Source organism: Methylophilus sp. 3sh_L, from assembly GCF_046766015.1.
Taxonomy (GTDB): Bacteria; Pseudomonadota; Gammaproteobacteria; order Burkholderiales; family Methylophilaceae; genus Methylophilus.
This window is the reverse complement of record NZ_JBKOUF010000001.1, coordinates 142,464-156,504: the sequence shown is the minus strand read 5'-3', so window position 1 is coordinate 156,504 and position 14,041 is coordinate 142,464. Positions and strand designations below refer to the sequence as shown.

The 14,041-nt window shown below is 51.3% G+C and carries 11 protein-coding genes; all 11 read left to right on the top strand.

Translation table 11 applies throughout. The features are described 5' to 3' along the window. Positions 1 to 10 precede the first annotated feature (10 nt). The 11 genes from ACIDF8_RS00720 (at position 11) to eutC (ending at position 14,026) form a co-directional block, all read left to right on the top strand. Positions 11 to 826, top strand: coding sequence for an ABC transporter permease (locus ACIDF8_RS00720; protein WP_412008740.1), 816 nt, complete (start codon positions 11 to 13; stop codon positions 824 to 826). Beyond that, entirely contained in the window at positions 823 to 1,605 is a 783-nt protein-coding gene (locus ACIDF8_RS00715) for an ABC transporter ATP-binding protein (protein WP_412008739.1), read from the top strand. Before ACIDF8_RS00720 ends, ACIDF8_RS00715 begins: the two co-directional genes overlap by 4 nt. An 11-nt stretch (positions 1,606 to 1,616) precedes the next feature. Next, positions 1,617 to 2,345, top strand: coding sequence for an urea amidolyase associated protein UAAP1 (locus ACIDF8_RS00710; RefSeq protein WP_412008738.1), 729 nt, complete (start codon positions 1,617 to 1,619; stop codon positions 2,343 to 2,345). Between the two features lie 13 nt (positions 2,346 to 2,358). After that, positions 2,359 to 2,994 carry an urea amidolyase associated protein UAAP2 gene (locus tag ACIDF8_RS00705; protein WP_412008737.1) on the top strand — a complete coding sequence of 212 codons (636 nt, stop codon included), beginning with the start codon at positions 2,359 to 2,361 and terminating at the stop codon, positions 2,992 to 2,994. Positions 2,995 to 3,205: 211 nt separating this feature from the next. Continuing rightward, positions 3,206 to 6,805: an urea carboxylase gene (uca, locus tag ACIDF8_RS00700; RefSeq protein WP_412008736.1), complete on the top strand. Its 3,600-nt coding sequence runs from the start codon at positions 3,206 to 3,208 to the stop codon at positions 6,803 to 6,805. A gap of 11 nt (positions 6,806 to 6,816) precedes the next feature. Continuing rightward, a complete protein-coding gene (gene atzF, locus ACIDF8_RS00695) occupies positions 6,817 to 8,619 on the top strand; it encodes an allophanate hydrolase (protein ID WP_412008735.1) in 1,803 nt (600 codons plus the stop codon). Positions 8,620 to 8,736: 117 nt separating this feature from the next. Next, a complete protein-coding gene (locus ACIDF8_RS00690) occupies positions 8,737 to 9,642 on the top strand; it encodes a TorF family putative porin (protein ID WP_412008734.1) in 906 nt (301 codons plus the stop codon). 159 nt (positions 9,643 to 9,801) lie between these two features. Then, positions 9,802 to 10,119 (top strand): DMT family transporter, encoded by a 318-nt coding sequence (locus ACIDF8_RS00685; protein ID WP_412008733.1) that lies wholly within the window; start codon positions 9,802 to 9,804, stop codon positions 10,117 to 10,119. Between the two features lie 295 nt (positions 10,120 to 10,414). Next, positions 10,415 to 11,761 (top strand): ethanolamine permease, encoded by a 1,347-nt coding sequence (gene eat / locus ACIDF8_RS00680; RefSeq protein WP_412008732.1) that lies wholly within the window; start codon positions 10,415 to 10,417, stop codon positions 11,759 to 11,761. Between the two features lie 65 nt (positions 11,762 to 11,826). Continuing rightward, positions 11,827 to 13,224, top strand: a complete 1,398-nt coding sequence (locus tag ACIDF8_RS00675) for an ethanolamine ammonia-lyase subunit EutB (RefSeq protein ID WP_412008731.1) — start codon at positions 11,827 to 11,829, stop codon at positions 13,222 to 13,224. A 1-nt stretch (position 13,225) separates the two neighbouring features. Next, positions 13,226 to 14,026 (top strand): ethanolamine ammonia-lyase subunit EutC, encoded by an 801-nt coding sequence (gene eutC / locus ACIDF8_RS00670; RefSeq protein ID WP_412008730.1) that lies wholly within the window; start codon positions 13,226 to 13,228, stop codon positions 14,024 to 14,026. Positions 14,027 to 14,041 lie beyond the last annotated feature (15 nt).

Genomic DNA, 14,041 nt, shown 5'->3' with positions numbered 1-14,041 from the left:
CAGGTCAATCATGAGATTAATTAATCAACACCCCAGCCGGGGAACAAGATGGATGCTTGCCGCAATCCCAATGATCTTGATCGTTGTGGTGTATTTGGTGAACTCACATCTTCGCCTGGTTGAAAATCCAGAGGATAAGCTCCTGCCTAGTGTTTCTCAAATGTGGGAAGCCCTGAAACTGATGGCCTTTACAGAAGACCCGTCCACGGGGACCTTTCTGATGCTGGACGACACCTTGTCCAGTTTGAAGCGACTAGGGATCAGCTTAGCCATGGTTGCATCGCTTGGGTTGACGCTCGGTATTTTATTAGGGTCGATCCCGTTGTTACGGGCATCCCTTTCCCCTTTGGTCGCGATCATCTCCATGGTGCCGCCGCTGGCGATTCTTCCCATCCTGTTTATCGTGTTTGGCCTGGATGAGCTCTCTAAGATCATGCTGATTGTGATCGGACTCACGCCCATGCTGGCGCGCGACCTGGAACAACGGGCAAGAGAGTTGCCCAAGGAAATCATCATTAAAGCGCAGACCTTAGGCGCTAACTCATGGACGTTAATGATACGGGTGGTACTGCCGCAGTTGCTGGCTAGACTGATCACGTCCCTGCGCTTACTGATGGGTTCAGCCTGGTTGTTTCTGATTTCCGCGGAAGCCATCTCCTCGACAGAAGGCCTGGGATATCGCATCTTTCTCGTGCGTAGATATCTCGCGATGGATGTGATCTTACCCTATGTTTTGTGGATCACCTTGCTGGCTTGGCTGACAGATTATGCCCTCAAAAAACTGCATCAAGTCTGCTTTCCTTGGGCGGAAGGAGCGGACGCATGAGTTTTATAGAATTTAAGAATGTGTGGCGAAGCTACGGAGACCATGTGGTTTTAGAAGGCCTGAATCTGAAGGTTGAGGAAGGTGAATTTTGCACGCTGGTAGGCGCTTCCGGCTGCGGAAAATCCACATTTCTGCGCATGCTGCTGGGCCAGGAAACCCCAACCAAAGGTGAGATTCTTTTGGATGGGCAAAAACTCCCGGCAGAGCCAGACCCCTCCCGTGGGGTGGTATTCCAAAAGTACTCGGTGTTCCCGCACCTGACGGTTCTGGAGAATGTGGTCATAGGCATGGAGTTTTCAGCATCGTCTTTTTGGGGGCGCCTGTGGGGTGCTAAAAAGAAAGAAGCAAGACGCAAGGCTACGCAAATTCTCAGCCGTGTCGGGCTGGATCACCATTTGTATCAATACCCGTCTGCGCTATCTGGCGGCATGCAGCAACGCCTCGCCATCGCACAGGCATTGATCGCTCAACCGCGCATCCTGTTGCTGGATGAACCCTTTGGCGCGCTGGATCCTGGCATTCGCAAAGATATGCATGCACTCATGTTAGAGCTATGCAAAGAAACAAAATTGACAGTCTTCATGGTCACCCATGACTTGTCTGAGGGCTTTCATTTGGGCACCCGATTGATGGTATTTGATAAGGTCAGAGTCGATCCACATGCACCCAAAGCCTACGGTGCGCGCATCACCTACGACATCAAGCTCAATCAGGACAGACGCCAGCAACAAGCGCAAGTGGCGACCTTGCCCACCCATGTGCTTAATCAAACGAATTAAAAGGTTTACCGATGAACAACGATACAAATACATCTAGCATCCTCTTTGAGGAGCTTGTTCCAGGCGGAGGTCACACCTCCTTCATCCTGAAAAAAGACCAGGTTTTGCGCATGACAGACGTCGAAGGTCACGCCAATGTCAGCCTCATGATGTTGAATGCACATCAACACAGCGAGCGGCTGAACTTACCAGACACCTTAAAAGCGCAACACACGGCCAAGCTCACAAAAGGACATTGCTTTTACTCGGACATGGGGAGAGTACTCGCCGCCATCACAGAGGATACATGCGGTTGGCATGACAGTTTGGGCGGGGTGTTAAACGCTCAAGAAGTCCTAGCGAAATATGGCGTTGGCCGCTATCAGGAACTCAGAAATAATTTCTATCGTAATGGCACGGATAATCTTTTGGTTGAGATGGGTAAATGGAACCTTGATCTTCAAGACTTGCTCATGGTCGTCAACTTTTTTAGCAAAGTGACCGTGGATGACGAGGGATCCCTGTTCTTTGAGCCCAACCATTCTTGTGCAGGTGATTACGTGGAGTTGTATACCCCAATGGACACCTTGGTGATTCTGACCGCCATTCAACATCCATTGGATCCCAATCCTGAGTATCACCCCCGCCCCGTGCAACTGTCATGGCGCAACGCAGAGAGTGAAAGTATCAGTGAAGTGTGTCGACAGTCACGGCCGGAAAACGGTCGTGCTTTCCATAACACTGAACGCTTCTACCTGTGAGGAAAGAATCAATATGAACATCATCTCAAGCCCATTAGTTGCTGAAAAAGCCTTTTTTCACCATGTCATTCCGGCAGGCGAACCTTATTTGTTTGAAGTCAAAGCAGGACAGACATTCAGGCTGTTAGACACTGAAGGTAACCAGGCCGTGGATACCCTTTTTTATAGCGCGGGCAATCCAAGAGAGCGTTATGACGCGCAACGGACCATGCGTAATCAGAACAAGGTTTACCTGACGACCGGTACCACGCTGTACTCAAACCTGGGCAATCCATTAGCCACGATTGTGGCAGATACCTGCGGTCGCCACGACACGCTGGGAGGCGCATGCGCTCAGGAAAGTAATACCGTACGTTATTCACTCGACAAGCGCTACATGCATAGTTGCAGAGACAATTTCATGTGCGCATGTTTGCATGATGGCAGACTGAACAAGCGGGACATTGGCGCAAACATTAACTTCTTCATGAACGTTCCGGTCACTCCGGAGGGCGGCTTGACCTTTGCAGATGGCATTTCAGCGCCAGGCAAATATGTGGAATTAAAAGCGCACCAGGATTTAATTGTGTTGATCTCGAATTGCCCACAACTGAACAACCCATGTAATGGATGGAACCCAACCCAAGCGGAGGTGTTTGTATGGAACTAACATTCAAAAAGAAGATGATACGCGTCTTTCGAAAAGTGCTTGATGCCTTGTATCAAGGCATGTCAGCAAGAGCAGACTTCTCTAAATAGACATGATTTAGTCAGTCACTTAACGGCTATCCAAATACTCACCTAGCCAGTGGATCCCGCTGTGGACGACCTCAGCGTGGTTTCGTATATGCGGGACGACCCGCCCTCAGAAGATCATTTGTATGTTCAATAAACTACTGATTGCAAATCGAGGGGCGATTGCTTGCCGCATCCTCCGCACCCTAAAAGCCCTGAACGTGAAAGGGGTGGCGGTTTATTCAGAATCTGACATTGCCAGTTTACATATTCAGCAGGCCGACGAAGCGATTAGCTTAGGTGAAGGCCCCGCTGCAAATACGTATCTCAATGTGGCGCGGATACTTGAAATCGCAAAAACCACCGGCGCGACTGCCATTCATCCTGGGTATGGTTTTTTATCTGAGAATGCAGCGTTCGCAGAAGCTTGTGAACAAGCGGGCATTGCCTTTATTGGCCCTACCCCGGAACAATTACGCGTTTTCGGGCTTAAGCACACGGCAAGGGCTATTGCAAAAGCCCATCAGGTGCCCATGCTGGAGGGCACTGAGTTGTTGGAGAGCGTGCACGAGGCGACCGCTGCAGCCAAGCAGGTAGGTTACCCTGTCATGCTGAAAAGTACCGCAGGGGGGGGTGGCATAGGCATGCGCGTGTGCTGGAACGAACGCGACCTTGTCGAAGCATTTGAAGCCGTGAGGCGCTTGGGACAGAACAACTTTAGTGACTCTGGCGTGTTTATTGAAAAATACATCGAACGCGCCAGACATTTAGAGGTGCAGGTGTTTGGGGATGGCAAAGGCGAGGTCATTGCTTTGGGGGTGCGTGATTGCTCAGTGCAGCGCAGAAACCAAAAAGTATTAGAAGAAACCCCGGCGCCCAACTTGCCAGACGGCATGGCGCAGGCGCTATGTGAAGCGGCGATTAAATTAGCCAAAGCGGTCAATTACCGCAGCGCGGGCACCGTAGAATTTGTATATGACAGCCTTGCCGAGCAATTTTATTTCCTCGAAGTGAATACCCGCTTACAGGTAGAGCACGGTGTTACCGAGCAAGTATGGGGCGTTGATCTGGTGCGCTGGATGATTGAATTGGCGGCTGGCGATTTACCGCCTTTGTCAGACATTCGCCAAACACTGTACCCCCAAGGCCATTCAATACAAGCACGCCTGTATGCGGAAGATCCAGGGAAAGACTTTCAACCCAGCCCTGGTTTGTTAACCAATGTAGCGTTTCCACACGCGGATGGAAAAGCATTGCGTGTAGACACATGGGTTGAGGCAGGCTGCGAAGTGCCGCCCTATTTTGACCCTATGATTGCAAAAGTGATTAGCTGGTCAGCCACCAGGGAAGAAGCCAGACAGCGTCTGGATGACGCGCTCGCAGAGACCGTGCTATACGGCGTAGAGACCAACCGTGACTACCTCAGACAAATATTATCCGACCAGCCATTTTCAGAAGGTCATCCCTGGACGCGCTGCCTTGAGGGTTTAGCCTATCAATCTCACACGTTTGAAGTCCTTGTTCCGGGCACGCAAACCACCATTCAGGATTACCCTGGTCGCCAGGGATATTGGGCCGTCGGTGTTCCGCCCTCAGGCCCAATGGATAGCCTGGCTTTCCGTTTGGGGAATCGTTTGCTGGGGAACGAAGAACGTGCCGCCGGATTGGAAATCACCATGAGTGGCCCAACCTTACGCTTCAATACGGATGCCGTTGTCGCCATTACGGGTGCAACCATCCCGGTAAAAGTAGATGGCGAGCAGGTGCCACACAATGTCTCTCTCCACATCAAGCGAGGGTCAACGTTAAGCTTAGGCAAGATTGCCGAAACAGGCGCCCGCAGCTATCTGCTTTTCAGGGGCGGCCTGGAGATTCCTGAATATTTGGGCAGTAAAAGTACGTTTACGTTAGGCCAATTTGGCGGACATGCCGGGCGCGCTTTAAGAGCCGGGGATGTCATCCACCTGCCAGCATTAGAGGATGCTGCTGCGGGCATCGCATTACCGCCAGACCTCTACCCCCCCCTTGCTGAGACCAGACAGATCCGAGTCATTTATGGCCCGCATGGCGCCCCGGAATATTTCACCCAGCGCTACATTGATCAGTTTTTAAACACAGATTGGGAAGTGCATTTCAACTCCAGCAGGACCGGTGTTCGCCTGATTGGACCTAAACCTGAGTGGGTCAGAGAGAGCGGCGGTGAAGCGGGTTTACACCCATCCAATATTCACGACAATCCTTATGCGATTGGTGCGGTTGATTTCACCGGTGACATGCCGGTGATTCTCGGGCCTGATGGACCCAGCCTGGGCGGCTTTGTCTGCCCGGTGACGATGATTGAAGCAGATTTATGGCACCTGGGACAACTCAAGGCAGGAGACAAAGTTCGCTTTATCCCGGTGACCATCGCCACCGCCAGACAGGCGTTTAAAGAACAACAGCAACAAATCGCAGGCCCGAGTCCAATCACTGCATCCTGGCAGGCGGCAGAACTGCAGTCGCCCATCGTGCTGGAAATTGGGGAAAAGGCGTCCAAGCTCGTCGCAAGACTATCTGGCGATACGCACTTGTTGATTGAGATCGGCGCGCCTGAGCTGGACCTTGTCTTACGATTCAAAGCGCATGCATTGATGCAAGCCATCGAACAAAGTAATCCTGCAGGCATTATTGACCTCACCCCTGGCATACGCTCCTTGCAAGTGCATTACCAGCCTGAACAGCTACCATTAAAAACATTATTGGCGTTGATCCAGGAAATTTGGGGCAAGGTCAGTTCAACGCAAGACATTACCGTGCCATCCAGGGTAGTGCATTTGCCATTGTCCTGGGACGACCCTGCGTGCCAATTGGCGATCGAAAAATATATGACCACCGTGCGTAAAGATGCGCCTTGGTGCCCAAGTAACCTGGAGTTCATCCGCCGCATTAATGAATTGCCGGATATTCAAAAAGTGCAGGAAATCGTTTTTGACGCCAGTTACCTGGTCATGGGCCTGGGGGATGTTTACCTTGGCGCGCCAGTCGCCACCCCCTTGGATCCACGGCACAGATTAGTCACTACCAAATACAACCCTGCCAGAACCTGGACGGCCGAGAACTCCGTCGGCATTGGCGGCGCTTACATGTGCGTTTACGGTATGGAGGGCCCAGGGGGTTACCAGTTTGTGGGCCGCACCCTGCAAATGTGGAGTCGCTATAAACAGGTAGCTGCGTTTGAAGGAAAGCCATGGTTACTGAACTTCTTTGACCAGATTCGCTTTTACCCGGTGTCGGCCGAAGAATTACTCGTCATCCGGCGCGATTTTCCACTCGGTCGCTATCCATTAAAGATAGAAGAGACCAGCCTTAACCTTTCGCAATATCAGTCCTTCTTGGCAACAGAGGCGACATCAATTCAAGCCTTCAGGACCCATCAACAAACCGCATTCGATGCAGAGCGTCAGCGCTGGATTGACACTGGCCAGGCCCATTTTGAAATAGATGAAAATTTAGCCAGTGACACGGAAGAATCCACCTTAGCCGAGGGGCAGATTGGCGTGGAAAGTCATATTGCCGGCAATTTATGGCAAGTCGTTGTGCAGATTGGGCAACAAGTGACCGCTGGCGAATCTTTAGTCATTCTTGAATCCATGAAAATGGAAATTGAAATCCAAGCACCTGTCGATGGTGTCGTGGCAGAGATACGCGTCTCCCCTGGCTCACCAGTCAAAGCCGGGCAGTGTGTGGTCGTGATTAACGAAGCTTAAAGGACATTGAAATGAAACACCCATATAACCTGCAATTGGATGCCCTTAAAAATGCGTATGCCAACCATGCGTTCTCACCCCGTGAACTCATTCAAGCATTGCGCGAAAGAGCGCTCCAGTTAAATCCAGAATACAAGCTCTTCATTCACATTCTGACCGAAGAAGAATTAGCGCCTTATCTGGCAAATCTAGAGGCAACCGGGCCGGAAAGCTTACCGTTGTATGGCGTCCCGTTTGCGGTCAAGGATAACATCGACCTGGCCGGTGTCCCGACCACGGCGGCATGTCCTGCGTTTAGTTACACCCCGGCAAAAAATGCCACCATTGTTGCGCAGTTGATCGCACTAGGCGCGATCCCCATCGGTAAAACGAATCTTGATCAGTTCGCGACTGGCCTGAACGGTACCCGCTCCCCCTATGGACTCTGCCGCAATAGCGTCCTTGCTGAATACCCAAGTGGCGGTTCCAGTGCAGGCTCCGCACTGGCAGTGGCGTTGGGACTGGCATCGTTTGCACTAGGCACGGATACCGCAGGCAGCGGGCGTGTTCCGGCAGCGCTCAATAACCTGATTGGATTAAAAGCCACCAAGGGCTTAATTTCAACGGCTGGCGTGGTGCCCGCTTGTCGCACGCTGGATTGCACGACCTTTTTTACCGCGACCGCATTGGAAGCAAGCAAGCTGCTCGCACTCACTGCGCGCAAGGACCCAGAAGACGAGTACAGTCGTGCCAATGTAGGCTGGAACACGGGCAGATCGTTTGGCACCCCCGCCAGCGGATTTAAGTTTGGCGTCCCTAAACAATTAGAGTTCCTAGGTTGCGCTGAAAGTCAGGCCCTGTTTGAGCGTTCAGTCTCTACTCTTGAAAACATGGGAGGCATTGCCATTGAAATAGACTTCAGTGCCTTTCTGGAGGCGGCGAAGCTTCTTTACGAAGGCCCTTGGGTCGCTGAGAGATACAGCGTCGTTGGCGAGTTGATTGAGAGCAATCCAGAAGCGGTGCTGCCTGTGATTAGAGATGTGTTGCAGAAAGCACCGACTGCCACGGCGGTGCAAGCGTTTAGAGCGCAATACAAATTACAAGCGCTAAAAGTCAAGACGGATGCCATTCTTGCCAACCTGGATTTCATTATCACGCCAACCTATCCGCGCCCGGTCACCTTGGCCGAGCTAGCGGCAGAGCCTGTGAAACGTAACTCTGATTTGGGGACTTACACCAACTTCATGAATCTGCTCGACTATGCAGCGGTAGCGGTTCCGGCTGGATTCATGCGGAATGGCCTGCCTTCCGGGGTGACTTTTTTTGGGCGGGCATTCTGTGACCAGTATCTTTTAAGTATTGCGGACAGTTTTCAGCGCATCTCAAAACTACCGCTGATTGGTCAATTCGAATTCACGGCCGCGCCCCCGACAACACTGGCAAAAAATGATCGCTCACAGCTGCTGGTGTGTGGCGCACATTTAGACGGTTTGCCCTTGAATTGGCAATTAAAAGACAAAGGCGGGCAATTGCTCAAGAAAACACAGACCTCCCCTGCTTACCAGTTTTATGCCTTGGCGGGCTCCCCGCCAAAACGACCAGGCTTAAGAAGAGTTGTAACCGGTGGCCGGTCATTTGAGGTGGAAATCTGGGAAATCCCCACCCAAGAGCTAGGCGCCTTTCTAAATGATATTCCGGCGCCATTAGGACTGGGCAAGGTTGAACTGATAGATGGCTCTTGGGTCACCGGCTTTATTTGTGAGGATTACGCCCTGGAAACTGCAGATGAAATCTCTCAGTTTTCTGGATGGCGAGATTACTTGCAACACCAATAACTTTGCCGGGCCTGCTAGCGGCCCGCTGCAATTTCCCGGATAAATTCAAAAATTTTTTGCTTTTGATAGGGAAGTTGCGCCCAAAAATGACTATTTTTTAACGAGAGGATCTAAAAAATGCATCAATCCAACTTATTTCTTGCGGGGCTAATCGCCCTCTCTTCTGCACCAAGCTTTGCAGCGGAGGTTCAAGAATCTGCATGGACAGCCACCAGCAATATCAGTTTTGTGACAGACTATTATTCACGCGGCATTTCTCAAAGCTGGCATAAACCGACTGTTCAAGGCGGGATTGATATTTCTCACGCCAGCGGATTCTATGCAGGGGTTTGGGGATCAGGGGTGACCCCCAATACCTATGTCGATGCGAACACTGAAATAGATGCCTACGCAGGGTTTAATGGCAGCATGCCTGCGATTGAAAAATTGGGATATAGCGTAGGAGTTTACAATTACTTTTACCCAGGTGGCAGCTGGAGAAAGTACAAGGCATTGACCACAGACCAAGGCAAACCCTCTGGCGACCGGTTTACCACCTCTGAGATTAACTTCGGTTTATCCTACGACTGGATCAGTACCAAAGCTTCTTATACGCTGACCAATTGGTTTGGCGCAGAAAAAGCGACCGGATGGGATAGCAGTACGAAAGGATCGGTATATCTTGAATTGAATGCCGCCTACCCTTTGCCGTGGTGGGACTTGACGCTCATTGCGCATTTGGGGCACATGAATGTATCCGCAAAGCTTGAACCCGATGGTTTTCCTAATGCGAATGGCACGCCAGGCACTTACAAACGCAATCCAGACTATACCGATTGGAAAGTAGGGGTAAGCAAAGCCTTCAAGATCGGGACCTCAGAGGGATGGTCGGCTAGTGCGTATTGGGTAGGTGCCAGCAATAATGGCTATTGGGGAGGCTACGGCGGTTCGAGCTTTAACGGCAGCACAAACAGCGATGGGTCTTTAGAGGTAAAGAACTTGAATGACAGCCGAATGGTTTTCGCTTTGAGCAGATCATTCTGAAAAAGCCCCAGACACTGTATTCAAGATTAGAAAAAGTACCCAGGCTCACCCCTGGGTACTCAATCGCCTTGGCAATGTATTTGCAGTAATCATGCGTAGTGGCGGCGCCCCCACCATTGCGTTTTCACAGGACGGCTTGGCTTCACTTTAGGACAGTTTATGGCTTGGTTACAACTTTTCGCCGCTGGCATTCTGGAAATCATCTTCGCTTACGCGATCAAAGAGTCGGATGGTTTTTCTAAACTGCTACCATCACTCATGACGCTGCTTACCGTCATAGGAAGCTTTTGGTTGCTGTCTTCAGCGATGCGCACCATCCCCATGGGCACGGCTTACACTGTTTGGACGGGGATTGGTGGCGTTGGTGCATTTATCGTTGGCATCACGGTGCTCTCTGAACCCATCACCGCATTGCGATTGCTTGCGGCAACCTTAATCATTTCTGGGCTGATACTCATGAAAGTTGGCGGGTCATAAACCATGAAATGGCAACAGCACACGTCCTAAAGGGATCATTCACTAAACGCTAATCTTGCGTGAAACTCAGCATTTATTCTTTTAACAGCGAGTCTGTGATGAAGCAGACTCTCTGATCTGGCTTACTCCGTTGCCATTGCCCAAGCCTGAACGATTCAAGGCTCACCTTAGGCAATCGATGGTTTGTTAGGTAATCTATGCTGGGCGCAGCCCATCATTGCGAAAATGGGATAGTTGAAATCCCGTGAAACTCGCATGATACAGCCATGATTCTTAACTGCTAAGGGAAGCTGTCATGAGCTTATCGTTAAAGCCAACGCTGAATGGTTGGCATTTGTGGGGACTGGCCGTCGGGCTGGTGATTTCTGGCGAATATTTTGGCTGGAGTTATGGCTGGGATAAAGCGGGAACCTTGGGTTTTTTGGTGACCACGCTCTTTATCGCGCTGATGTACACCACCTTTATTTTCAGTTTTACCGAACTAACTACTTCTATTCCACATGCTGGTGGGCCGTTTGCTTACGCCAGACGGGCGTTTGGTCCTAAGACGGCTTATATGGCCGGGTATGCCACCTTGATTGAGTTTTTGTTCGCACCACCAGCCATTGCGATGGCGATTGGCGCCTATCTGAATGTGCAATATCCAGGCATAGACCCCAAGCTTTTTGCCGTGGGGGCTTATATTGTCTTTGTCAGTTTGAATATTATTGGGGTGCATATCGCTGCCACCTTTGAACTGCTGGTCACCCTGCTCGCGATTATTGAGTTATTGGTGTTTATGGGCGTAGTCGCCCCCGGTTTCTCGATGTCAAACTTTGTCGCACATGGCTGGGCAGGTAATGACGTTTTCAGTAGCGCAGCGATTCCTGGCATGGTGGCGGCGATTCCATTCGCCATTTGGTTTTTTCTCGCCATTGAAGGCGTGGCCATGGCGGCAGAAGAAGCCAAAGATCCGAGAAGAACGATCCCCAAAGCTTATATTGCCGGGATTCTGACGCTGGTGTTTCTGGCCATCGGCGTGATGTTATATGCAGGCGGCGTGGGCGACTGGAGAACCCTGGCTAATGTTAACGATCCTATTCCACAGGCAATGAAAGTGGTGGTGGGCGAGAACAGTGGCTGGTTACATATGCTGGTTTGGATTGGCTTGCTAGGATTGATTGCCTCTTTTCATGGAATTTTGCTTGGTTGCTCGCGGCAGATTTTTGCCCTGGCACGCGCCGGATTTATGCCGAAATACTTTGAAGCCACGCATGCGCGTTTTAAAACACCTCATCGCGCCTTGATTGCAGGGGCAGTGGTCGGCCTGGCGGCTATTTTGAGCGATGACTTACAATTTAATGGCATGACGCTCACGGCAAACCTGATCACGATGGCAGTATTCGGGGCCATTGTCATGTATATCGTTTCGATGCTGAGCTTTTTTGCGCTGAGAAAAAATGAGCCTAAGCTTGAACGCCCGTTCCGAACCATGGGTTATCCGCTGTTTCCGGCAATTGCCTTAAGCCTTGCCGTGATCAGTTTGCTGACCATGATCTACTACAATCAGGCATTGGCGCTGGTGTTTGCCGTACTGATGGCAGTGGGCTATATTTACTTCAGCCTGACAAAAAGGCAACGCGACACCGCGACTGACCGTTAACCGCAGGCAACCCATGCAGGGTACGCAAACGGTATCCTGTTGATTCATTGGAGAGTGAGAAAAAGATGGCTTACAGTTATCGCGTTGGCGTACATCAGTACCCATTCAAAGACTTGAAAGAAGTGATGGCGAAGGCCTCACCGCCGCGCTCCGGCGACTTTCTCGCAGGCGTGGCTGCTGAGACTTATGTTGAGCGCATGGCCGCCAGGATGTGCCTTGCCAGTGTGCCGCTCAAACGCTTTTTAGAAGAGTTGCTGCTGCCTTACGAACAAGACGAGGTGACGCGCTTAATCATTGATACGCATGATGCGCAGGCATTTAGTGAAATCAGCCATCTCACCGTAGGCGACTTTCGAGACTGGCTGTTGCTGGATACCACAGATACCGCCACACTGACACGCGTGGCCAAAGGTATCACGCCGGAAATGGCGGCTGCGGTCAGCAAGCTGATGCGCAATCAGGACTTGATCCTGGTGGCCAAAAAATGCCAAGTGACAACCGCATTTCGTAATACCATCGGCCTGCCGGGCCGTCTGTCTGTGCGTTTGCAGCCCAACCACCCGACCGACGATGCCCGCGGCATTGCCGCTTCTCTACTAGACGGATTATTGTATGGCTCGGGGGATGCCGTGATCGGCATCAACCCGGCCACCGATAGCATTCCTGGCTTGATGAACTTATATTACCTGGTCGATGAAGTCATTAACCAATATGAGATTCCCACCCAGTCGTGCATCCTGACCCATGTCACCAACCAGATTCAACTGATTGAAAAAGGCGCGCCGATTGATTTGGTGTTTCAGTCGATTGCCGGCACCGAACAAGCCAATAAAACGTTTGGTATTAATCTTTCCATTCTGGATGAAGCTTATTCTGCAGCCTTATCGCTACAACGCGGCACGGTAGGCCAAAACGTCATGTATTTTGAAACCGGCCAGGGCTCGGCACTCTCAGCCAACGCCAATTTTGGCATGGACCAGCAAACCTGTGAGGCACGTGCCTATGCCGTCGCCCGCCATTTTTCGCCCTTACTCACTAATACGGTGGTGGGCTTTATCGGGCCTGAATACCTGTACGATGGCAAACAAATTATCCGTGCCGGATTGGAAGACCATTTCTGCGGTAAGTTGCTGGGCCTGCCGCTGGGGTGTGATGTCTGCTACACCAACCATGCCGAGGCAGATCAAGACGACATGGACACCTTGATGACCTTGCTGTCTGTGGCTGGCATTACCTTCATCATGGGCATTCCAGGGGCGGATGACATCATGCTCAATTATCAGACCACCTCCTTTCACGACGCCCTCTATTTGCGCAAAACGCTCAACCTGAAGCCAGCACCGGAATTTGAGCAGTGGCTACAACGCATGAACCTGATGGATCACACCGGCATGATCCGTCCGGTAGACAATAGCCATGCCTTGTTACAAAATAAACCCAAGCAATTAATAAATGCCTCTTAATATGCATCAACCTCCCGCAGACCCTAGCACAGGCATCGTCAGTGAAGATCCCTGGTCACAGCTTAAAAGTTTCACGCAAGCGCGGATTGCCCTCGGCCGGGTAGGCAGCAGCCTGCCTACGCAAGAGGTTTTGGACTTCAGCTTGAGCCATGCATTGGCCAGGGATGCGGTTCATCTTGGCCTGGATACTCAGGCGTTGATGGCGCAAATTCAGGCGACATTGTCAGTCGAGGTCCATCAGGTTCAGAGCAAGGCAACAGACCGGGCCTCTTATTTATTAAGGCCCGATTGGGGCCGTCAACTGAGTGAAGACAGCGTGCTACACCTCAAAGCAGCCAAACCAAAACAAGCGATTGATTTATTACTGGTGGTGGCGGATGGCTTGTCTTCACTGGCGATCAAAAATCACGCGCTGCCGTTATTGCAGGAAATTCATGCGCAAGCCCCTGCTGAATGGCATCTGGGGCCGGTGGTGATTGCCTCCCAGGCCAGGGTTGCACTGGCCGATGAAGTGGGCGAAATGCTAGGCGCAAACATGGTGGCCATGCTGATTGGTGAACGGCCTGGACTCAGCTCGCCGGATAGTCTGGGGATTTATTTGACGCATCAGCCACGGCATGGCCGGAGTGATGCGGACAGGAACTGTATTTCCAATGTCAGGCCAGATGGCCTGGGTTATGCCGCCGCCGCAAAAAAATTGTTATGGCTGGCAAAAGAAGCCAACCGTTTAAAATTGTCCGGCGTGGCGCTCAAAGATGAAAGCGATGTCGTCATGGTTCAAGACGCGTCTTCTGGCCAATAACGCTAAATCACTGCA